The sequence below is a fragment of the Streptomyces sp. NPDC012474 genome (assembly GCF_042955185.1).
GTDB classification, from domain to species: domain Bacteria; phylum Actinomycetota; class Actinomycetes; order Streptomycetales; family Streptomycetaceae; genus Streptomyces; species Streptomyces cahuitamycinicus.
In genome coordinates, this window is record NZ_JBIBEP010000004.1 from 445197 (window position 1) to 465912 (window position 20716).

Consider the following 20716-nt stretch of genomic DNA (forward strand, 5'->3'; position numbering starts at 1 on the left):
AGGTGCCTCCTCAGACCGCGATCGGCGTGTAGACAGAGTTCTTCTCGGCGCTCTCCTCCACCGCCGCGAGCACGCGCTGCACCTGCAGCCCGTCGGCGAAGGAGGGTTCGGGGCGGCGGCCCTCGGCGATGGCGTGGACGAGGTCGCGGGCCTGGTGGACGAAGGTGTGCTCGTAGCCGAGGCCGTGTCCCGGTGGCCACCAGGCGTCCAGGTAGGGATGGTCGGGTTCGGTGACGAGGATGCGGCGGAAGCCGGCCTCGGCGCCGGGCTCGGTGCCGTCGTGGAAGGACAGCTCGTTGAGCCGCTCCAGGTCGAAGGCGAGCGAGCCGCGCTCGCCGTTGAGTTCGATGCGCAGGGCGTTCTTGCGGCCGGTGGCGTAGCGGGTGGCCTCGAAGGAGGCGAGGGCGCCGGAGGGGAAGCGGGCCGTGAACAGGGCGGCGTCGTCGACGGTGACCTGGCCGGTGCCGGCTGACGTGACGGCGGACAGTCCGCTGGTCGCCCCGGTGGGCAGGGGCCGTTCCCGTACGAAGGTCTCCGTCAGCGCGGAGACGCCCGCGAGCGGCTCCCCCACCAGGTACTGCGCTAGGTCGACGATGTGCGCGCCCAGGTCGCCGAGCGAGCCCGAGCCGGCCTGCTCCCTGCGCAGCCGCCAGGTCAGCGGGAACTGCGGGTCGACCAGCCAGTCCTGGAGGTACGTCACGCGCACGTGCCGCAGCCTGCCCAGGCGGCCCTCGGCGACCATGCGGCGGGCCTGGGCGGTGGCGGGCACCCGGCGGTAGTTGAAGCCGACCATCGCCACCTGGCCGCGTGCGTGCGCCTCCTCGGCCGCCAGCACCATCGAGGTGGCTTCCTCGACGGTGTTGGCGAGGGGCTTCTCGCACAGCACGTGCTTGCCCGCGGCCAGGGCGGCCAGGGCGATCTCGGCGTGGCTGTCGCCGGGGGTGCAGATGTCGACGAGGTCGACGTCGTCGCGTTCGACGAGGGCCCGCCAGTCGGTCTCGGTGGAGGCCCAGCCGTGCCGGGACGCCGCCGCGCGGACGGCGGCGGCGTCCCGGCCGCAGATCACGGCCTGCACGGGGTTCAGCGGCAGGTCGAAGACGCGGCCCGCGGTGCGCCAGCCCTGGGAGTGGGCGGCGCCCATGAAGGCGTAGCCCACCATCCCCACGCGCAGGGGTGGCTTGCCCGCCTCGGTCCCCTCCGGCTGCTCCTGCGGCTGTCCCATTCGGGTGTCCTCCTCGTCCTGGTCGGGGTGGCGCACGTGGGGGGTGCGGGGTGGCTCACTTGAAGCCGGTGGACATGTACTGGTCGACGTTGGTCTTGTCGACGACGGCCGAGTAGAGCGTGAGCGACGACGGGATCTCGAACTCGGCGAGACCCCCGATGCCCTTGCTCTGTCCGAGGGCGCGGGCGAGGTCGATCGCGGAGGCGGCCATGGTCGGCGGGTACAGCACGGTCGCCTTGAGCACGCCGTCGTCCTGCTTGATGGCCTGGAAGGCGGAGAGCGCGCCGGCGCCGCCGACCATCAGGAAGTCGTCGCGCCCGGCCTGCTCGATGGCGCGCAGGGCGCCCACGCCCTGGTCGTCGTCGTGGTTCCACAGCGCGTCGACCTTCGACTGGGCCTGGAGCAGCTGGGCCATCTTGGCCTGCCCCGACTCGACGGTGAACTCGGCGGCCTGGCGGGCGACCTTCTTGATGTTGGGGTAGTTCTTCAGGGCGTCGTCGAAGCCCTGGGTGCGCTGCTTGGTGAGCTCCAGGTTGTCCAGTCCGGCCAGCTCGATGACGCGGGCGCCGGACTTGCCCTTGAGCTTCTCGCCGATGTAGTGCCCGGCGTTGAGGCCCATGCCGTAGTTGTCGCCGCCGATCCAGCAGCGGTAGGCCTGCGGGGTGTTGAAGATCCGGTCGAGGTTGACGACCGGGATGCCGGCGCGCATGGCCTTCAGGCCGACCTGGGTGAGGGCCTTGCCGTCGGCGGGCAGCACGACCAGGACGTCGACCTTCTTGTTGATGAGGGTCTCGATCTGGCCGATCTGCTGGGCGGTGTCGTTGGAGCCCTCGGTGATCTCCAGGGTGACGTCGGAGTACTTCTCGGCTCGGCTCTTGGCGTTGTCGTTGATGGCGTTGAGCCAGCCGTGGTCGGCCTGGGGTCCGGCGAAGCCGATGGTGACCTGCTTGCCGGGCTTGTCGTCGGCCGCCGGCTGGTCGTTGCCGGCCGGTTCGTCCTTGGAGTCGGACGGCTCGTTGCTCGTGCACCCCGTGAGGAGGGCACCGGCGGAGACGGCGGCGGCCCCGAAGAGCAGCCCTCTGCGGCTCGTGATCTCTGGCATGGCGGGGAACCCTTTCCTCAGGTCGTGCTCGCGGTACGGCGCTGGACCAGCACGGCGGCGACGATGATCGCGCCCTTGGCGATCTGCTGGACGTCGCTCTGCAGGTTGTTCAGGGCGAAGATGTTGGTGATCGTGGTGAAGATCAGGACGCCGAGCACGGAGCCGGTGATGGTGCCCCGCCCGCCGGTGAGGAGGGTGCCGCCGATGATCGCTGCGGCGATGGCGTCGAGTTCGTAGAGGTTGCCGTTGGTGTTCTGGCCTGAGCCGGCCAGAACGATCAGCAGGAAGGCGGCGATGCCGCAGCACAGCCCGGACAGCAGGTACAGGTAGAGCCGCTGGCGGCGGACGTCGATGCCGGCGAGCCGGGCGGCCTCCGGGTTGCCGCCGACGGCGACGGTGCGGCGTCCGAAGGTGGTGCGGTTGAGCACCAGCCAGCCGATGACCGTGACGACGGCGAACACCATGACCAGCGGCGGGATGCCGAGGACGTAGGCGTCGCGCTCCCCCAGGTCGAGGACCGAGGGCACGGTGACGATCTGTGTCTTGCCGTCGGTGATCTGCAGGGCGAGGCCGCGGGCGGAGGCCAGCATGGCGAGGGTGGCGATGAACGGCACCATCGCGCCATAGGCGATGAGCACCCCGTTGACCAGGCCGCAGCCCACTCCGACGACCATCGCCGTGAAGAGGATGCCGGCGAAACCGTACTCCTGGGTGGCGACGGTGGTGGCCCACACGGAGGCCAGGGCGACGATCGCGCCGACCGACAGGTCGATGCCGCCGGAGACGATGACGAAGGTCATGCCGACGGTGACGACACCGATCACCGAGGCCTGGGTGAGCACGAGTTGCAGGTTGCGGGTGTCGAGGAACTCGTCGGGCTTGGTGATGCCGCCGATGAGGATCAGCGCGGCGAGGACGCCGAGCAGGGACAGCGTGCGGACGTCGGCGCGGACCAGCACACCGCGCCAGGCGGGGGGCTGGGCCGGGGGCACCTTGTCGGTGCCGCTGCCCCGGGGCGGGGAGACGGGCTGCGTCATGACGCCGGGCTTCCTTCCATGACCAGGTCGAGTACGCGGTGTTCGTCGAGTTCGCGCGCGGATGCCGTGTGGACGACCCGGCCTTCGCGCAGCACCAGGACGCGGTCGGCGAGGCCGAGCACCTCGGGCACCTCGCTGGAGACCAGCAGCACGGCGAGGCCCTCGTCGGCCAGCCGGCGGATGACCGCGTAGAGCTCGGCGCGGGCGCCGACGTCGACGCCGCGGGTGGGTTCGTCGAGCAGCAGCACCTTGCAGCCGCGCAGCAGCCAGCGGGCGAGGACGGCCTTCTGCTGGTTGCCGCCGGACAGGGTGCGCACGGGCACGGACGGGTTGTCGGGCCTCAGCGACAGCTCGCGCGTCGCGGCCCGGGCGGCGCCGAGTTCGGCGCCCCGGTCGATCCAGCCGGCGCGTGAGAAGCGGGACATGGAGGAGACCGACACGTTGCGGGTGACGGATTCCAGCATCAGCAGGGCCTGCGCCTTGCGTTCCTCGGGGGCGAGCCCGAGTCCGGCGCGGACGGCGGCCCGTACGCTGCCGGGCTTCAGGGCCCTGCCCTGGACCTGTACTTGACCGGTCGTCGGTTTGCGGGCGCCGTAGACGGTCTCCAGTATCTCGGAGCGGCCCGAGCCGACGAGTCCGGCGAGGCCGACGATCTCGCCCGGCCGGACGTCGAGGTCGAAGGCCTCGAACTCCCCCTGTCGGGACAGTCCCCGGATTTTCAGGACGGGTTCGCCGGTCGGCGTCGAGACGGGCCGGTCGGGGAAGACGTACTCGACGTTGCGGCCGGTCATCAGGGCGACGACCTCGCGGGTCGGGGTGGACTTCGCCGGGAGCCCGTTCGCGACGGCCCGGCCGTCCTTCAGTACGGTCACCCGGTCGCCGATGCGGCGGATCTCCTCCAGGCGGTGCGAGATGTAGACGACGGCGACTCCGGCGGCGGTGAGGTCGCCGACGATGCGGAAGAGGTTGTCGACCTCGTCCGGGTCGAGGGCGGCGGACGGCTCGTCCATCACGATGAGCCGTACGTCGTGGGAGAGCGCCCGGGCCATGGACACGATCTGCTGCTGTGCCGCCGGCAACTCCCCCACGAGCCGGGCCGGATCGATTTCGGGGTGCCCGAGTCGCTTGAGCAGGGCGGCCGTTGACGCCCTGGCCGCTTTGCCGCGTACGACGAACCCGGCCGTGGCCGGCTCATGTCCCAGGTGCACGTTCTCGGCGACCGACAGGTGCTCCACCAGGTCGAGTTCCTGGTAGATGGTGGCGATGCCGAGGCGCATGGCGGCGATCGGTGAACGGAGTGTCACCTCCTCGCCGCGCCAGCGGATACCGCCGGTGTCGGGCTGGTGGGCGCCGGCCAGCACCTTGATGAGGGTGGACTTGCCGGCCCCGTTCTGGCCGAGCAGGCAGTGCACCTCACCGGCCTGGACGTCGAGGTCGACGCCGTCGAGGGCCCGGACTCCGGGGAACGACTTGGTGATGCCGGACATGCTGAGCAGCGGTGGTTCTGGTGCCATGAGGTCCCCTTGGCGGGCGTGCGGGCCGGTTTCAGGGCAGGGCGGAGCGAGGCGGAGCAGGGCACTGCGCAGGGCGCGGTGCTGGTACGCCGTACTGAACTCGGTGCTTACGCGGGTGAGAAGAGGTGGTCACTGATGAGCCTGGCCCCGCCGATGACTCCGGCGGTGGGGCCCAACTCGCCCAGCACGATGGGCAGGTTGCCGGTCGCCAGCGGCAGCGACTGGCGGTAGACCTGGGTGCGGATCGCGGCGAGCAGGGTGTGGCCGAGGCCGGTCACCCCGCCGCCGATCACCACCAGGCCCGGGTTGAAGAAGCTGACCAGGCCGGCGATGACCTGGCCGGTACGGTTGCCGCCCTCGCGGATCAGGTCGAGGGCCGTGGCGTCACCGGCGGAGGCCGCGCCGGCGACGTCGACGGCGGTGAGGCCACCGTTCGTCTCCAGCCGCGAGGCCAGTTCGGCCGAGAGTCCCTGCTGGGCGGCTTCCACGGCGTCGCGGGCCAGGGCCGCCCCGCTGAAGTGGGCCTCCAGGCAGCCCCGGTTGCCGCAGGCGCAGGGGCGCCCGTCGGGGACGGCCTGGATGTGCCCGATGTCGCCGGCGCTGCCCGTCGTACCGCGGTAGACCTCACCGCCGACGACGATGCCGCAGCCGATGCCGGTGCCGATCTTGACGCAGAGGAAGTCGGCGACGGTACGGGCGACGCCCGCGTGCTGCTCCCCCATCGCCATGAGGTTTACGTCGTTGTCGACCATGACCGGGCAGCCGAGTTCCTGGCTGAGCGCCTCCCGCACGGGGAAGCCGTCCCAGCCGGGCATGATCGGCGGTGCCACCGGGATGCCCTCGGGGAAGCGGACCGGGCCCGGGACGCCGATGCCGGCGCCGTCGAACCCTTCCGCAAGCCCGGAGGCCCTCAGTTTCGCGGCCATGGCGAGAACCTGCTCGAAGACCGCGACGGGGCCTTCGCGCACGTCCATGGGCTGGTTGAGGTGCCCGAGGGTCTCCAGCTCGGCGTTGGTGACGGCGACGTCGACCGAGGTCGCGCCGATGTCGACGCCGAGGAAGCGCAGCCCGGGGTTGAGCCGGATGTTGTGGGAACGGCGGCCACCGCGCGAGGCGGCGAGTCCGTCGGCCACGACCAGCCCCGTCTCCAGCAGCCGGTCCACCTCCACGGCCAGTTTGGACCGCGAGAGGTCGACCTGATCACCCAGCTGGGCACGGGAGTTGGGGCCGCCGTCGCGCAACAGCCTGAGCAGCCGGGCCTGGTGAGCGTTCGCGGGTCGTGCGGTCATACGTCTCACGAGCCCCTCCCCGCCTAGATCGGCCTGTGCGCGCCGGTTTTCCGCCACCTCGGTGGCGTGCTTTCGGAGGGAACGTAGCAGCGGCTGCCGGAGGTGGGAAGAAGTCGCGCAGGAATTGCCCTCTACTTTTTCCACTCACAGGACAAAGCAGCGGTGACGGGTGCCCCGCATCGCAGCGGGGCGTGGCGGAGCTACGGAGCTACGAGCGCGAACGCGCGTGGTACGACCGGCGCGTGTGCTCCGTGTGGTCGCGCATCAGCCGGGTCGCGCGCTGTTCGTCCCGGTCGGCGACCGCGGCGATCAGTTCGCGGTGCTCGATCCAGGACTGCCGGCCGCGCTGCCGGGCCACCGGGGTGTAGTACCAGCGCACGCGCCGGTCGACCTGGGCGGCGAGTTCGGCGAGGACCGCGTTGCCGGCGAGCTCCATGATCTTGGCGTGGAAGCGGGCGTTCATGGCGACGGCCCCGTCCACGTCGTCGGCCTCGACGGCCTTCTCGCCCTCCGCGCACAGTGCTTCCAGGGCGGCGATGCCCGCGGTGTTCGCGCCCGCCGCCGCGAGCCGGGCCGCCTCGGCCTCCAGGAGCGTACGGACCGTGAGGAGCTGGTCGGCCTCCTCCTCCGTCGGCTCGTGCACGAACGCGCCCTGGGCGGGCCGCAGATCGACCCACCCCTCGGTGTTGAGGCGCTGCAGCGCCTCGCGCACGGGCTGCCGGGAGACGCCGAGATGCCCGGCGAGTTCGCTCTCGACGAGATGCTGGCCGGGTTGCAGCGCACGGGTGGTGATGAGTTCGAGCACTGCTTCGTAGACACGGTCGCGCAGCGGACCCGGGCGTTCCAGCTTGGGTACCGCCCCCTGGGGCAGGCCTGTCGACAGCATCGCGGTCCCCCTCCTCGGCAGGGCCGTGCACAGCGCGGCGCGAGCCGGCATCGCCGCAGAGTCAGTATCGATTGTCTTTCGTCTACAGTCTACGGCGCACAAGAGCCAGCGTTTCGGGGAGTTGACCGCGTCACACCGCCCCACCCCTCAGGGGCAGCGCACGACCTGCCCCGCGTACGACAGGTTCCCGCCGAAGCCGAACAGCAGCACGGGGTCGCCCGTGGCGACCGCACCCTGCTCGATGAGCTTCGAGAAGGCCAGCGGGATGCTCGCGGCCGAGGTGTTGCCGGACTCGGTGACATCGCGCGCGACCACGGCGTTGACCGCACCGATCTTCTCCGCGAGGGGTTCGATGATGCGCAGGTTCGCCTGGTGCAGCACGACTCCGGCCAGGTCGGCCGGTTCCAGACCGGCCCGCTCGCAGGCCCGCCGCGCGATGGGCGGCAGCTGCGTGGTGGCCCAGCGGTAGACGCTCTGCCCCTCCTGGGCGAAGCGCGGCGGAGTGCCCTCGATGCGCACCGCGTTGCCCATTTCGGGCACCGAGCCCCACAGCACCGGCCCGATGGCCGGCTCACCGACGGCCTCCACCACCGCGGCGCCCGCTCCGTCGCCGACGAGCACGCACGTGGTGCGGTCGCTCCAGTCGGCCACCTCGGACATCTTGTCGGCCCCGATGACCAGCGCCCTGCTCGCGCCCCCCGCGCGGACGGCGTGGTCGGCGGTGGCCAGAGCGTGGGTGAAGCCGGCGCACACGACGTTGAGGTCCATGGTCGCCGCCTGCGGGATGCCCAGACGGGCCGCGACCCGGGCGGCCATGTTGGGCGAGCGGTCGATGGCGGTGGAGGTGGCGACCAGCACCAGGTCGATGTCGGCCGGGCTCAGACCGGCGGCGGCGAGGGCCTTGGCGGCGGCGTGGGCGGCCAGTTCGTCGACCGGTTCGTCGGGGCCCGCGATGTGGCGCGTGCGGATGCCCACCCGGCTCCTGATCCACTCGTCACTGGTGTCCACCAGGCCCGCCAGGTCCTCGTTGGTGAGCACCTTGGCGGGCTGGTAGTGGCCGACGGCGGCGATGCGCGAGCCGTTCATTGGGTGGATCCCCCTCGTTGCCTTGGGTAGCGGATCCCCCAGTCTGATCAGTGACTCACCGGTATGGCGGCATCCAAGGCGACAGGAAACGGGCGCCGGGGTTGTCAGCTTCGGTCAGCACCTCGGACGCCCGGACACCTGTCGGACGCCTCCTCCGCGCCCCCGGCCCCTACCCGGTGAACAGCTGCGTGGCCTTGCGCACGAGCTCGTACAGCCCGTAGGCGAGCGGCACGCCCACCCACACCCAGGCGAAGGCGATCAGCCACCGCCGGTCCGGGCTAGGCGGACTCTGACTGCGCTCGCCGGACATGGGCGGCCTCCCTCGGGGCGGGGTTGTGGTGGCGGGGGTCGACGGGCCGGATCAGTTCGTTGGCGACGAAGCCGACGACGAGCAGCCCGATCATGATGACGAAGGACAGCCCGTACAGGGACGCACCGTGCCGGCCCGCCTCCTCCTGCCGGTCGGCGATCCAGTTCACGATCAGCGGGCCGAGCACCCCGGCCGTGGACCAGGCGGTGAGCAGCCTCCCGTGGATGGCACCGACCTGGTACGTACCGAACAAATCCTTCAGATACGCCGGAACTGTGGCGAAACCCCCGCCGTAGAAGGAGAGGATGACCAGCGCGCTCAGGATGAACAGCGGCTTGGAGGAGTCGCCGAACAGGGCGATGAGCGCGTACATCAGGGCGCCGACGCCCAGGTAGACGCGGTAGATGTTCTTGCGGCCGATGAGGTCGGACGTCGAGGACCAGCCGATGCGGCCCGCCATGTTCGCCGCCGACAGCAGCGCGACGAAGCCGGCGGCGGCGGTCACCGAGACCGGGGTGGAGGTGTCCGAGAAGAAGTCCGTGATCATCGGCGCGGCCTTCTCCAGGATGCCGATGCCGGCGGTGACGTTCATACACAGCACGATCCACAGGCACCAGAATTGCGGTGTGCGGATGGCCTGGTTCGCGGAGACCTGCGGGCCGGCGAGGACTCCCGGCCCGCTGTCCGCCGGCCTCTCCGTGCGCGGCACCCGCACCAGCAGCACGCCGAGCAGCATGAAGACGGCGTACGTCAGCCCGTGCACCAGGAAGGCCAGCGCGATCCCGGAGCTGTCGCCGCCGAACGACTCCAGCATCTGGGCCGACCACGGCGAGGCGATGAGCGCGCCGCCGCCGAAGCCCATGATGGCGATGCCGGTGGCCATGCCGGGCCGGTCCGGGAACCACTTGATCAGCGTGGAGACGGGCGAGATGTAGCCGATGCCGAGACCGATACCGCCGACGAAGCCGTAGCCGAACACGATCAGCCAGTACTGCTCCAGGGACGCGCCCAGCGCGGAGAGCAGGAAGCCGGAGGAGAAGCAGACCAGGGCGACGGTCATCGCCCAGCGCGGGCCCTTGCGCTCCACGAGCGTGCCGCCGAACGCGGCGGACAGGCCCAGCATGACGATGCCCAGCTGGAAGGGCAGCGCGCTCTGCGTGCCGCTGAGACCGAGCGCGGACTCCAGGGGCGGTTTGAACACGCTCCAGGCGTAGGCCTGGCCGATGGAGAGATGGACGGAGAGAGCGGCGGGCGGAACGAGCCAGCGGCTCCAGCCCGGGGGCGCGACTGGGGGACTCATGAACCCCGGACGGTAGGGACCCGCACGTGAGTTGAGAAGGCGGCGCGTCGACCGTATGCGGTGAGCGGTATCCGGCATGCGCCGAACGGTCGGCACACCCACCGGCGTCCGGCATCCGGCATCCGCCATGCGCCGAACGGTCGGCACGGGGACCGTTATCCGGCATCGGCACACGGACGGCATCCAGCACGCACCAAACCGCCGGCACACGGACCGGCATCCGGCATCCGGCATCCGGCACGCACCAAACGGCGGGCGCACGGACCGACATCCGCCATGCGCCGAACGGTCGGCATGCGGAACCGATATCCGGCACGCGCCGAACGGTCGACGCGCGGCCCCTTGCCGCCCCAACCTCCATACTGTAGACAATATTTCGTCGACACAAGCCGTCCTCGAGCCATACGCGACCCGTCGGGCGGCCGGACGGCAGCCACCTCCGCGGTATCCCTCAAACCGAACGGAGTGTTCCCGTGAAAGTCGCAGTTCTCGGCGCCGGTGCCATCGGCGCCTACGTCGGCGCCGCGCTCCACCGCGCGGGCGCCGATGTGCATCTCATCGCCCGTGGACCGCATCTGGCGGCCATGAGGCGGCACGGAGTCCGGGTGCTCAGCCCGCGCGGCGACTTCACCGCGCACCCCCACGCGACCGGCGACCCGGGCGAAGTCGGCCCGGCCGACTACGTCTTCCTCGGCCTGAAGGCCAACGCGTACGCGGCGTGCGGGCCGCTGATCGCGCCGTTGCTGAGCGGGACGACGGCGGTCGTGGCCGCCCAGAACGGCATCCCCTGGTGGTACTTCCACCGGCACGGCGGCCCCTACGATGGCCATCGCGTCGAAAGCGTGGACCCGCACGGCGCGGTCAGTGCGGTGCTCGCGCCCGAACGGGCCGTCGGATGTGTGGTCTACGCGGCGACCGAACTCGAAGGGCCGGGCGTCATCCGGCACTTGGAGGGCACGCGGTTCTCGATCGGCGAGCCCGACCGCAGCGTGTCCGCGCGGTGCGTGGCGTTCAGCGAGGCCATGCGGGCGGGCGGGCTGAAGTGCCCGGTCGAACCGGAACTGCGGGGCGACATCTGGCTCAAGCTGCTCGGCAACATCTCCTTCAACCCGATCAGCGCGCTGGCCCGCGCGACCATGCGGCAGATGTGCCTGCACGGCGGCACCCGCAAGGTCATCGAGATCATGATGACCGAGACGCTCGCGGTCGCGAACGCCCTCGGCTGCGAGGTCGGCGTCTCCATCGAGCGCCGGCTCGCGGGCGCCGAGCGGGTCGGCGACCACCGGACCTCCACGCTCCAGGACCTGGAGCGCGGCAAACCGCTCGAACTCGACGTACTCCTCGCGGCGGTCGTCGAGTTGGCGGACATCACCGGCGTGGAGGTGCCCACCCTGCGCACCGTGCACGCCATCTCGGACCTGCTCGCGCTGAGGAGCGCCGCATGAGTAAACGCGACCGAAGCCCGAAGACCTACACCCGGCTCACCCACCCCCTGGTCAGGGACTCGCGCGACGAACCCTTCCGCCGGGCCACCTGGGAGGAGGCTTTGGACCGGGCCGCCCGGGGTCTGGCACGCAACCGGGGCGCGTTCGGCCTGTTCTCCTGCGCCCGGGCGACCAACGAGATGAACTACGTGGCCCAGAAGTTCGCCCGGGTCGTCATGGGCACCAACAACGTCGACTCCTGCAACCGCACCTGCCACGCCCCGAGCGTGGCGGGCCTGTCGGCGGCGTTCGGCTCGGGCGGCGGCACGTCGTCGTACGAGGAGATCGAGCACACCGACGTCATCGTGATGTGGGGCTCCAACGCCCGCTTCGCGCACCCGATCTTCTTCCAGCACGTACTGAAGGGCATCAGGAACGGCGCCCGGATGTACGCGGTCGACCCGCGCCGCACCTCGACCGCCGAGTGGGCGGAGAGCTGGATGGGGCTGAACGTCGGCACCGACATCCCGATGGCCCACGCGATCGGTCGCGAGATCATCCACGCGGGGCTCGCGAACGAGGCGTTCATCGAGCGGGCGACCAGCGGTTTCGAGGAGTACAAGACCCTGGTCGAGCCATGGACGCCGTCCCTCGCCGAGAAGGTGACGGGCGTGCCGGCGGCGGCGATCCGCGAGCTGGCGCACGCCTACGCCCGCGCCGAACGGGCCCAGTTGTGCTGGACCCTGGGCATCACCGAGCACCACAACGGCACCGACAACGTCCGCGCCCTGATCAACCTGTCGCTGCTCACCGGGCACGTGGGCCGCTACGGCTCGGGCCTGCAGCCCCTGCGCGGGCAGAACAACGTGCAGGGCGGCGGCGACATGGGCGCGATCCCCAACCGTCTGCCCGGCTTCCAGGACATCCTCGACCCGGACATCCGGGTGAAGTTCGAGTCGGCCTGGGGCACGGTCATCCAGCCGCACTACGGCCTGAACCTCACCGAGATGTTCGAGGCCATGGAGGACGACGGTCTCAAGGCCGTCTACTGCATCGGCGAGAACCCGGCCCAGTCCGAGGCCGACAGCGAGCAGGCGGTGCGACGGCTGAAGGCGCTGGACTTCCTGGTCGTGCAGGACATCTTCCTGACGAAGACCGCCGAGCTGGCGGACGTCGTCCTGCCGGCCACCGCCGGCTGGGCGGAGACCGACGGCACCACCACCAACAGCGAGCGGCGCGTGCAGCGTGTCCGCAAGGCCGTCACCCCGCCCGGCGAGGCCCGCGAGGACATCGACATCATCTGCGACCTCGCCGCCCGCCTCGGCCACGACTGGAAGTACGCCGACGCGGAGACCGTGTGGAACGAGCTGAGGGCCGTCTCGCCCGACCACTACGGCATGACGTACGAGCGCCTGGAGGAGCACCAGGGCATCCAGTGGCCCTGCCCGGACACGGACGCCGTCGAACCCACCTATCTGCACGGCCGGTTGTGGGAGACCGACCCCTCCCGGCGCGGCCCGCTCGCGCCCTTCGGCCTGGTGCAGCACGACCCGCCCGTGGACCTCACCGACGACCGGTACCCGATCCGGCTCACCACCGGGCGGCGGCTCGACTCGTACAACACCGGTGTGCAGAGCGGCGGTTACGCCTCGCCGCTGCGGCGCGGCGAGTTCATCGAGCTGAGCCCGGAGGACGCCGAGCGCTACGGGGTCGTGGTCGGCGAGCACGTCCGGGTGACCTCGCGGCGCGGGTCCGTGACCGCCCCCGTGTGGGTGGACACCGCGCTGCGGCCCGGGCTCGCCTTCATGACCATGCACTTCCCGGACGAGGTGGACACCAACGCCCTGACGATCGAGGCGAACTGCCCGATCGCCGGGACGGCGGAGTTCAAGGCGTCGGCCATCCGGATCGAGAAACTGCCCGTCGCGACCATCGTGGGGTGACGCACCGTGGACCTGCACTTCGGCGACAGCAAACCGACGGACGACGAACGGGCGGCCGTCGACGCCCTGCTCGGCCCTCCGGAATCCTCGTGGGAGGGCGCCGACCGCTCCGACTCGGACCTGAGGTGGGCCCGCGGCGGACGCGAGGCCCGGGACCGCCGCCACCTGCTGCTGCCGGGGCTGCACGCGATCAACGACCGGATCGGCTGGATCAGCGACGGCGCCCTCGACTACCTGTGCCGGCGGCTCACGGTGCCGCCGGCGGAGGCGTACGGGGTCGCCACCTTCTACGCCATGTTCTCCGTGAAGCCACGTCCGGCGACCGTGCTCCACGTCTGCACCGACCTGGCGTGCGCGGCGGCCGGGGCGCCGGAGCTGTGCGCGGGGATCGAGGCGCGGCTGGGCCTCGGCAGCGGGGTCGCGGTCGAGCGCAGCCCCTGCCTGGGTCTGTGCGAACGCGCCCCGGCCGCACTCGCGATCAAGGCCGGGGACCCGGTCCGTACGGCCGTCTCGGCCCCGACGACCGTCGAACAAGCCGTGCTCGCCGCGAGCGCCCCCGACTCGGCGCCGGAGGAGCCCCCGGCCGCGCTCGCGGTGCCCCAGGCCGGACAGGACGGCCTGATGCTGCTGCACCGCGTCGGTGTGGTCGACCCGTCGTCCCTGGACGACTACCGCGCCCACGGCGGCTACACCGCCCTGCGCCGGGCCTTCGAGCTGGGCCCCGCCGGGGTGATCCGCGAGGTCACCGACTCGGGCCTGGTCGGGCGGGGCGGCGCGGCCTTCCCCACCGGCCGCAAGTGGCAGGCCACGGCGTCCCAGCCCGATCATCCGCACTACCTCGTCTGCAACGCCGACGAGTCCGAGCCGGGCACCTTCAAGGACCGGGTACTCATGGAGGGGGACCCGTACGCGCTGGTCGAGGCCATGACGATCGCCGGGTACGCGACGGGCGCCCACAAGGGCCACCTCTACCTGCGCGGCGAATACCCGCGCGCCCTGCACCTCCTTGAGCACGCGATCGGCCAGGCCCGTGCGCGCGGGCTGCTCGGCGACGACGTGCTCGGGCAGGGCTACGCCTTCGACATCGAGATCCGGCGCGGCGCGGGCGCCTACATCTGCGGTGAGGAGACGGCCCTGTTCAACTCCATCGAGGGCTACCGGGGCGAGCCCCGCTCGAAGCCGCCGTTCCCCGTGGAGAAGGGCCTGTTCGGCAAGCCGACGGTGGAGAACAACGTGGAGACGCTGGTCAACGTCCTGCCGGTCCTGACCATGGGCGCCCCGGCGTACGCGGCGATCGGCACCGGGCGCTCCACCGGTCCGAAGCTGTTCTGCGTGTCCGGGAGCGTGGAGCGGCCCGGTGTCTACGAGGTGCCGTTCGGCGCGACGCTGGGCGACGTGCTCACCCTGGCCGGGGTGCGTGCCGGGCTGCGGGCGGTGCTGCTCGGCGGGGCGGCCGGCGGTTTCGTCCGGGCCGACGAGCTGGACATCCCGCTCACCTTCGAGGGCACGCGCGAGGCCGGCACGACCCTGGGCTCCGGAGTCGTGATGGCCTTCGACGACAGCGTGCCCCTCCCCCGGCTGCTGCTGCGCATCGCGGAGTTCTTCCGCGACGAGTCGTGCGGCCAGTGCGTGCCCTGCCGGGTCGGGACGGTACGGCAGGAGGAGGCGCTGCACCGGATCGTGGAGCGCACGGGCGCCGACGCCGCCGGGGACATCGCCCTGCTGAGGGAGGTCGGCCGCGCGATGCGGGACGCCTCGATCTGCGGTCTCGGGCAGACCGCGTGGAACGCCGTGGAATCCGCCATCGACCGTCTGGGGGCGTACGAATGACCGTCACACCGCTGGGGATCCCGCGCCGCATGCTGGAGTTCACGATCGACGGCGAGGAGGCCCGGGTCCCCGAGGGCTCGACCGTCCTGGACGCCTGCCGGGCGGCCGGGAAGGACGTCCCTACCCTGTGCGAGGGCGACACGCTGCGCCCGAAGAACGCCTGCCGGGTCTGTGTCGTCGAGGTGGAGGGGGCCAGGACGCTCGTCCCGGCCTGCTCGCGCAAGGCGGAGCCGGGCATGGAGGTCCGTACGGACACCGAGCGCGCCCGGCACAGCCGCAAGGTCGTCCTGGAACTGCTCGCGTCCTCGGTCGACCTGTCGACGACGCCGAAGGTCGCCGGGTGGCTCAAGGAGTACGAGGCGAAGCCGGACCGCTTCGGCCCGGACGCGGCCCGGCTCGACGAGGAGCCGAGGATCGACAACGACCTGTACGTGCGCGACTACGACAAGTGCATCCTCTGCTACAAGTGCGTCGACGCCTGCGGCGACCAGTGGCAGAACACCTTCGCGATCTCGGTCGCGGGGCGCGGCTTCGACGCCCGGATCGCCGTGGAGCACGACGCCCCGCTCACCGACTCGGCGTGCGTGTACTGCGGCAACTGCATCGAGGTGTGCCCGACGGGCGCGCTGTCGTTCAAGTCCGAGTTCGACATGCGGGTGGCGGGCACGTGGGACGAGTCCGCCCAGACGGAGACGACCACGGTGTGCGCCTATTGCGGAGTGGGCTGCAACCTGACGCTGCACGTGCAGGACAATGAGATCGTGAAGGTCACGTCACCGCACGACAATCCGGTGACCCACGGCAACCTCTGCATCAAGGGCCGCTTCGGCTACCAGCACGTACAGAACCGGGGCTGATCAGGACATGGGACGAGTCACGGAACGACGCAAGGTGCTCCGCATCCGCGACGGGGTGGTCTCCAGCCGCCCGGACACGCTCGTCGCCGAAGAACCCCTGGAGATCCGGCTCAACGGCAAGCCGCTGGCGATCACCATGCGCACCCCGGGTGACGACTTCGCCCTGGCGGCGGGCTTCCTGGTGAGCGAGGGGGTGCTGGGCGGGCAGCGGGACCTGCGGAACATCGTCTACTGCGCGGGGGCCACCGCCGAGGGGTCGAACACGTACAACGTGGTCGACGTGCAGACGGCCCCGGGCGTCGTGATCCCGGACATCACCCTGGAGCGCAACGTCTACACGACGTCGTCCTGCGGGCTGTGCGGCAAGGCGTCGCTGGACGCGGTGCGCACCACGGCCCGGTGGCCCATCGCCGACACTCCCCCGGTCCGGATCTCGCCCGAGCTGCTCGCGAGTCTGCCCGACCGGCTGCGCGCGGCCCAGCAGGTCTTCGACCGGACCGGGGGCCTGCACGCGGCGGCCCTGTTCTCGGAGGAGGGCGAGCTGCTGGACGTCCGGGAGGACGTGGGCCGGCACAATGCGGTCGACAAGCTGGTCGGGCGCGCCCTGCAGAACGGGGAGCTGCCACTGTCCCGGGCGATTCTGCTCGTCTCGGGCCGGGCCTCCTTCGAGCTGGCACAGAAGGCCGTGATGGCCGGCATCCCGGTCCTGGCGGCCGTGTCGGCACCGTCCTCGCTGGCGGTGGACCTGGCCGCCGAGACGGGCCTGACGCTGGTGGGCTTCCTGCGGGGCAGCTCCATGAACGTGTACGCGGGTGAGGACCGGATCGCTCTGCGGGCCGCGGCCGCCCAGGGCTGAACAGGTTCCCCCGCGACACGGCGGCGGGGCCCCGACCGGCGGGGAGCGCCCCCTGCGCCGCAGGGGCCCCGTCTCGGCCCGGCCACGGCGGAGCAGCGGTCAGTGATCTGTGCCGGATATGCGCCGCAGCATGCCCGTGAACTGCTCGCGTTCGGCCTCCGAGAGGGGAGCGAGCAGTTCGTCGTTGGCCGCGCGGGCCGCCTTCTCGCAGCGCGTCAGCAGCCGGGCGCCCCGGGCGGTGAGGGACACCGCGTTCTTCCGCCGGTCCTTCGGGTCCGGCTCGCGCACCACCAGGCCCGCCGCCTGGAGGTCGTTCAGGATGCCGACCAGGTCCTTGGGGTCCAGGCCGGCCCCGCGGCCGAGGTCGGCCTGGGCGACGGGGCCGAGGTCGCGGACGGCGGACAGCACCACGTGGTGCCACATCCGCAGGTCCTCCTCGGCCAGCGCCGCGGCCACCAGGGCCCGGCCGCGGGCGGCGGCGCGGCCGAGCAGCCAGCTGGGCAGGGAGCGGATCGCGGGGAGGGGGGCTTCCGACATGGCCGCAGCCTAACCAAGAAGTCGTTGGTTCTCCCTATGATCGTCCTATACCGTTGGGCCTCCCTATGAATTCGTCGGGGGCCCGACGACCCCGGAGGTGCGATGCGCCGCGTCCGCTGCGAATCCCGAGGCGGCCCCCTGTTCGTGGAGGAGGCGCCCCTCCCCGAGCCGGGCCCCGGGGAGCTGCTCGTACGCGCGGAGGCGATCGGCGTCACGCTCCCGGCCGTCCGGAAGGTCACCGAGGCGGCCGAGCCAGGCCCACTCGGCGGCGAGATCGCCGGGGAGGTCACGGCCGTCGGCGAGGGCGTCACCCGCTTCGGCACCGGCGACCGGGTGACGGGGCTGTGCTCGGGCCACGGCTACGCCGACTTCGCGGTACTGCACGAAGCCCTGGCCTCCCCGGTCCCGGAGGGCGTGAGCCCGCTCGACGCGGTCGCCCTGGTCCGCGGCGGCCTGGTCGCCCTCGGCGCCCTGGAGGCGGCCCGCCCCCGGCCGGGCGAGGCGGCCCTGGTCACCGCGGCCGCGAGCGGGGTCGGCCACCTGGCCGTGCAGCTGGCCAGGACGCGCGGCGCCGGACGGGTCGTGGGAGCCGTCTCCGACCCGGCCAAGGCCGACTTCGTCCGGGGCCTCGGCGCCGACCACGTCATCACCTACAGCGACGACACCTGGGGCACCCCGGTCGATTACGTCCTGGACGCGGTCGGCGGCGAGCTGCTCGCCCCGGCCCTCGCCGCACTCGCCCCGGAGGGACGGCTGGTGGCGTACGGCTCGGGCGGCGGCACCATCCAGGCGTACGACCTGCTCGTGGGCGCCAAGTCGGTGATCGGGTTCCAGATGGCCCGTATCGCCCGTGGCAAGCCGGAGTTGTACGAGCAGTGGTGCGCGGAACTGTGGCGGCTGTTCGCGGCGGGAGAGCTCAGGCCGGTCGTGCACGGGCAGTTCGCCCTGGAGGACGCGGCGAAGGCGCACGGAGAGATCGAGGGCCGGTCCAACCTGGGCAAGGTCGCCCTGATCCCCTGACACACGCTTCTCTTCGAGGCGTCCCGGGACCAGGGCTACGCCTGCTTGCGGGAACCGGCCCGCCGGCGCCTCGGCAGCGGCCTCGCGGGGCCCGGTGCCATGGCCGCCCATGGACCAGGTGAACGGCAGCCACTAACGTCACACGGCGTGCCCGACGACTCAGCAGCATTACGAGCACGACAGCGCACGGGAACCGGGATCGGCCTGCTGCTGGTCCTGGTTCTCGGCGCCGCACTGCTCATCGCCCTGCCCGACGACGGTCCGGACGACGACGGAGGCTGCCGCGCGCTCACGGTCGGCTCCTGGAGGGCCGACGACGGCCTCACCGCCGAATTCGCGCGCTACGGCGACGACGCGGGCCGCACGGACGACTGGACCGGCGGCGACGGCACCCACTCCGTGCGACTGCCCGACGGCCGGGTGCTGTGGCTGTTCTCGGACACCTACCTGGGCCGGGTCCACGGTCCGCCCAACCCGCACGGCGAGTCCTACGCCTGGCGGGACGCCACCACACCTCTGGTGCGCAACTCCGCCGTGCTGATGCGCGACGGCCGCCTCGAATCCACCCTGCCCGCCCCGCTGTTCGCCGACCCGGCACCGAACCAGTGGCGCTGGCCGGTCGCCGCCCGCGTCGAACCCCGCTCGCCGGGCTCTGCGGAGCAGGTCGTCCGGGTGCTGCTGTGGGTGCGGACGGCAGGACAGTCCCCCTGGATCTACGGTGTGCCCACCGCGACCGAGGTCGCCACCCTGTCGCTGCCCGGGCTGCGCCTGGAGTCGATCGTCGAGGTGCTCGACCAGCGGCCGGTCGCCGACCCGTCCCGGCGTGTGCTGTTCGGAACGACGCTGGTCGAGGAGGGCGGCTGGACCTATGTGTTCGGCGGCGACGACCGGCGGCCCGCCTCCCGCCCCGTCTCGCACGCGTACGCGGCGCGGGTCCCGGAGGGCGGGCTGGCGGACCCGGCGGCGTGGCAGTACTGGAGCGGCTCGGCGTGGGTGCCCCGCGCCCGGCCCCGGCCGGTGCTCGGGGACGAGCGGCGCAAGGGTGTGGGCAGCGCGTTCTCGGTCGTCCGGGACGGCGGCACGTACGTGCTGTTCACGATGGCCGCGGGCCCGAAGGGGCTGACCACCGTGGCGTCCTACTGGTCCTGCTCTCCCGCCGGGCCGTGGCACGGTCCGGCGAAGGAGTTCAGCCCGCCGCTGCCGCAGGGGCAGGTGGCCGCCTACAACCCGCAGGCTCACCCGGTGCTGAGCGGTGCGGGACGGCTCGTCCTGAGCTACGACGTCAACTGGCTGGAGACGACGGGCGCGGCCGCCCAGCTCAGCCGGAACGTGTCCCTCTACCGACCGCGGTTCGTGTCGCTGCGGCTGGCTGCGCCGCGCTGACCTCCGCCGCCGCTTCCCGCGCGCGCCGCTTGGCGATCACCGCGCACACGATCAGCTGCATCTGGTGGAAGAGCATCAGCGGCAGCACGGCGAGGGCCGCCTGTGCGCCGAACAGGACGCTCGCCATGGGCAGTCCGGCGGCCAGGGACTTCTTCGAGCCGGCGAACTGGATGGCGATCCGGTCCGCCCGGCCGAAGCGCAGCGCCTTGCCGCCGTACCAGGTCAGCAGCAGCATCACGGCGAGGATGACCGCCTCGACGACGACCAGGCCGCCCAGCCGCGCCGGGCTGACCTGGTGCCAGATGCCCTGGACCACGCCCGCGCTGAACGCGGTGTAGACGACGAGCAGGATCGAGCCGCGGTCCACCAGGGCGAGGACCCGCTTGTGACGGGTGCCGAAGCCGCCCTCCCGTCGCCCACCACCGCCCTGCCCGACGCGCCTCGCGCGGCCCCTCATGACTCCGCAGCCCCGCAGCAGCTGCCCCGCGAGGAAGGGGACCAGCAGTTGCAGCACGATCTTCAGCAGCGAGTCGGCGGAGAAGCCACCGCCGCTGCCGCCGAGCAGCGAGGCGGCCAGCAGCGGGGTGGCGACGATGCCGACCAGGGAGGAGAAGGAGCCCGCGCAGATCGCGGCGGGCACGTTGCCGCGGGCCATCGAGGTGAAGGCGATCGACGACTGGACGGTCGACGGGACCAGTGTGAGGAAGAGCAGGCCCTGGTAGAGCGGGTGCGTGAGGATCACCGGCACCAACCCGCGGGCCGCGAGCCCGAGCAGCGGGAAGACGAGGAAGGTGCAGGCCAGGACCGTGACGTGAAGCCGCCAGTGCCGCAGGCCGTCGAGTGCCTCACGCGTGGAGAGCCGGGCGCCGTAGAGGAAGAAGAGGAGGGCGACCGCGGCCGTGGAGGCACCCGAGGCGACCTCGGCGGCCGGTCCACGCGCCGGGAACAGCGCGGCGAGGCCGACCGTCCCGAGGAGGAGCAGGATGTAGGGGTCGATCGGCATCCAGCTCGGCCAGTGCAGGCGTTTCACGGTGCTCCACTTGCTTGGTACTTCGGTCGGTCCCAGGGCCGCAGCGGGCCCCTTCCATCCTGCTCCCCGACCCGGCGATCGGGAATCCTG

The 20716-nt window shown here is 71.9% G+C and carries 18 protein-coding genes; 7 read left to right on the forward strand and 11 right to left on the reverse strand.

Annotation, left to right across the window (positions count from 1 at the left end):
- Window positions 1-10 precede the first annotated feature (10 nt).
- The 9 genes from ACFY9S_RS12655 to ACFY9S_RS12695 all read right to left on the reverse strand — a co-directional run bounded on the left by ACFY9S_RS12655 (window position 11) and on the right by ACFY9S_RS12695 (window position 9746).
- Window positions 11-1222 carry a Gfo/Idh/MocA family oxidoreductase gene (locus ACFY9S_RS12655; protein ID WP_391126458.1) on the reverse strand — a complete coding sequence of 404 codons (1212 nt, stop codon included), beginning with the start codon at window positions 1220-1222 and terminating at the stop codon, window positions 11-13.
- Between the two features lie 55 nt (window positions 1223-1277).
- Window positions 1278-2324: a substrate-binding domain-containing protein gene (locus ACFY9S_RS12660; RefSeq protein ID WP_391126461.1), complete on the reverse strand. Its 1047-nt coding sequence runs from the start codon at window positions 2322-2324 to the stop codon at window positions 1278-1280.
- Window positions 2325-2341: 17 nt separating this feature from the next.
- Window positions 2342-3361 carry an ABC transporter permease gene (locus ACFY9S_RS12665; protein ID WP_391126463.1) on the reverse strand — a complete coding sequence of 340 codons (1020 nt, stop codon included), beginning with the start codon at window positions 3359-3361 and terminating at the stop codon, window positions 2342-2344.
- A complete protein-coding gene (locus ACFY9S_RS12670) occupies window positions 3358-4875 on the reverse strand; it encodes an ATP-binding cassette domain-containing protein (RefSeq protein WP_391126465.1) in 1518 nt (505 codons plus the stop codon). Before ACFY9S_RS12670 ends, ACFY9S_RS12665 begins: the two co-directional genes overlap by 4 nt.
- Before the next feature lie 107 nt (window positions 4876-4982).
- The gene (locus ACFY9S_RS12675; protein WP_391126468.1) at window positions 4983-6164 is read right to left on the reverse strand and encodes an ROK family protein; all 1182 of its coding nucleotides are present in this window, start codon (window positions 6162-6164) and stop codon (window positions 4983-4985) included.
- Window positions 6165-6372: 208 nt separating this feature from the next.
- Window positions 6373-7050: an FCD domain-containing protein gene (locus ACFY9S_RS12680; RefSeq protein WP_391126471.1), complete on the reverse strand. Its 678-nt coding sequence runs from the start codon at window positions 7048-7050 to the stop codon at window positions 6373-6375.
- Between the two features lie 147 nt (window positions 7051-7197).
- Window positions 7198-8136 (reverse strand): beta-ketoacyl-ACP synthase 3, encoded by a 939-nt coding sequence (locus tag ACFY9S_RS12685; protein WP_391126474.1) that lies wholly within the window; start codon window positions 8134-8136, stop codon window positions 7198-7200.
- Between the two features lie 169 nt (window positions 8137-8305).
- Entirely contained in the window at window positions 8306-8446 is a 141-nt protein-coding gene (locus ACFY9S_RS12690; protein ID WP_391126477.1) for a hypothetical protein, read from the reverse strand.
- Window positions 8415-9746: an MFS transporter gene (locus tag ACFY9S_RS12695; RefSeq protein WP_391126480.1), complete on the reverse strand. Its 1332-nt coding sequence runs from the start codon at window positions 9744-9746 to the stop codon at window positions 8415-8417. Before ACFY9S_RS12695 ends, ACFY9S_RS12690 begins: the two co-directional genes overlap by 32 nt.
- A 473-nt stretch (window positions 9747-10219) precedes the next feature.
- Between ACFY9S_RS12695 and ACFY9S_RS12700 the strand changes: the two genes are divergently transcribed.
- Genes ACFY9S_RS12700 through fdhD form a run of 5 tightly spaced genes read left to right on the forward strand, consistent with a single transcriptional unit; the run spans window position 10220 to window position 16656 of the window.
- Window positions 10220-11191 (forward strand): 2-dehydropantoate 2-reductase, encoded by a 972-nt coding sequence (locus tag ACFY9S_RS12700; RefSeq protein WP_391126483.1) that lies wholly within the window; start codon window positions 10220-10222, stop codon window positions 11189-11191.
- Window positions 11188-13113, forward strand: a complete 1926-nt coding sequence (locus ACFY9S_RS12705) for a molybdopterin-dependent oxidoreductase (protein ID WP_391126486.1) — start codon at window positions 11188-11190, stop codon at window positions 13111-13113. The genes ACFY9S_RS12700 and ACFY9S_RS12705 overlap by 4 nt, the downstream gene beginning before the upstream one ends.
- A 6-nt stretch (window positions 13114-13119) precedes the next feature.
- On the forward strand, window positions 13120-14943 hold the full coding sequence (locus ACFY9S_RS12710) for an NAD(P)H-dependent oxidoreductase subunit E (protein ID WP_391126489.1): 1824 nt from the start codon (window positions 13120-13122) through the stop codon (window positions 14941-14943).
- The gene (locus tag ACFY9S_RS12715; RefSeq protein ID WP_391126492.1) at window positions 14940-15800 is read left to right on the forward strand and encodes a 2Fe-2S iron-sulfur cluster-binding protein; all 861 of its coding nucleotides are present in this window, start codon (window positions 14940-14942) and stop codon (window positions 15798-15800) included. The genes ACFY9S_RS12710 and ACFY9S_RS12715 overlap by 4 nt, the downstream gene beginning before the upstream one ends.
- Before the next feature lie 7 nt (window positions 15801-15807).
- Window positions 15808-16656 carry a formate dehydrogenase accessory sulfurtransferase FdhD gene (gene fdhD / locus ACFY9S_RS12720; protein ID WP_391126495.1) on the forward strand — a complete coding sequence of 283 codons (849 nt, stop codon included), beginning with the start codon at window positions 15808-15810 and terminating at the stop codon, window positions 16654-16656.
- 99 nt (window positions 16657-16755) lie between these two features.
- On the opposite strand, the gene ACFY9S_RS12725 is transcribed toward fdhD, so the two are convergent.
- Window positions 16756-17193, reverse strand: a complete 438-nt coding sequence (locus tag ACFY9S_RS12725; protein ID WP_391126498.1) for a MarR family transcriptional regulator — start codon at window positions 17191-17193, stop codon at window positions 16756-16758.
- A gap of 102 nt (window positions 17194-17295) precedes the next feature.
- Between ACFY9S_RS12725 and ACFY9S_RS12730 the strand changes: the two genes are divergently transcribed.
- Window positions 17296-18213, forward strand: a complete 918-nt coding sequence (locus ACFY9S_RS12730) for a zinc-binding dehydrogenase (protein WP_391126501.1) — start codon at window positions 17296-17298, stop codon at window positions 18211-18213.
- Window positions 18214-18360: 147 nt separating this feature from the next.
- On the forward strand, window positions 18361-19596 hold the full coding sequence (locus tag ACFY9S_RS12735; RefSeq protein ID WP_391126504.1) for a DUF4185 domain-containing protein: 1236 nt from the start codon (window positions 18361-18363) through the stop codon (window positions 19594-19596).
- Here ACFY9S_RS12735 and ACFY9S_RS12740 read toward each other — a convergent pair.
- A complete protein-coding gene (locus tag ACFY9S_RS12740; protein ID WP_391126625.1) occupies window positions 19532-20599 on the reverse strand; it encodes a bile acid:sodium symporter in 1068 nt (355 codons plus the stop codon). The genes ACFY9S_RS12735 and ACFY9S_RS12740 overlap by 65 nt on opposite strands.
- Window positions 20600-20716: the final 117 nt, after the last annotated feature.

Excerpts from the sequence above, each read along its gene's own strand:
- ACFY9S_RS12730 (WP_391126501.1), top strand. The coding sequence starts at position 17,296 with ATGCGCCGCGTCCGCTGCGAATCCCGAGGCGGCCCCCTGTTCGTGGAG.
- ACFY9S_RS12660 (WP_391126461.1), bottom strand. The coding sequence starts at position 2,324 with ATGCCAGAGATCACGAGCCGCAGAGGGCTGCTCTTCGGGGCCGCCGCC.
- ACFY9S_RS12740 (WP_391126625.1), bottom strand. The coding sequence starts at position 20,599 with ATGCCGATCGACCCCTACATCCTGCTCCTCCTCGGGACGGTCGGCCTC.
- ACFY9S_RS12725 (WP_391126498.1), bottom strand. The coding sequence starts at position 17,193 with ATGTCGGAAGCCCCCCTCCCCGCGATCCGCTCCCTGCCCAGCTGGCTG.
- ACFY9S_RS12705 (WP_391126486.1), top strand. The coding sequence starts at position 11,188 with ATGAGTAAACGCGACCGAAGCCCGAAGACCTACACCCGGCTCACCCAC.
- ACFY9S_RS12675 (WP_391126468.1), bottom strand. The coding sequence starts at position 6,164 with ATGACCGCACGACCCGCGAACGCTCACCAGGCCCGGCTGCTCAGGCTG.
- ACFY9S_RS12695 (WP_391126480.1), bottom strand. The coding sequence starts at position 9,746 with ATGAGTCCCCCAGTCGCGCCCCCGGGCTGGAGCCGCTGGCTCGTTCCG.
- ACFY9S_RS12690 (WP_391126477.1), bottom strand. The coding sequence starts at position 8,446 with ATGTCCGGCGAGCGCAGTCAGAGTCCGCCTAGCCCGGACCGGCGGTGG.
- ACFY9S_RS12670 (WP_391126465.1), bottom strand. The coding sequence starts at position 4,875 with ATGGCACCAGAACCACCGCTGCTCAGCATGTCCGGCATCACCAAGTCG.
- ACFY9S_RS12685 (WP_391126474.1), bottom strand. The coding sequence starts at position 8,136 with ATGAACGGCTCGCGCATCGCCGCCGTCGGCCACTACCAGCCCGCCAAG.
- fdhD (WP_391126495.1), top strand. The coding sequence starts at position 15,808 with ATGGGACGAGTCACGGAACGACGCAAGGTGCTCCGCATCCGCGACGGG.
- ACFY9S_RS12680 (WP_391126471.1), bottom strand. The coding sequence starts at position 7,050 with ATGCTGTCGACAGGCCTGCCCCAGGGGGCGGTACCCAAGCTGGAACGC.
- ACFY9S_RS12715 (WP_391126492.1), top strand. The coding sequence starts at position 14,940 with ATGACCGTCACACCGCTGGGGATCCCGCGCCGCATGCTGGAGTTCACG.
- ACFY9S_RS12655 (WP_391126458.1), bottom strand. The coding sequence starts at position 1,222 with ATGGGACAGCCGCAGGAGCAGCCGGAGGGGACCGAGGCGGGCAAGCCA.
- ACFY9S_RS12665 (WP_391126463.1), bottom strand. The coding sequence starts at position 3,361 with ATGACGCAGCCCGTCTCCCCGCCCCGGGGCAGCGGCACCGACAAGGTG.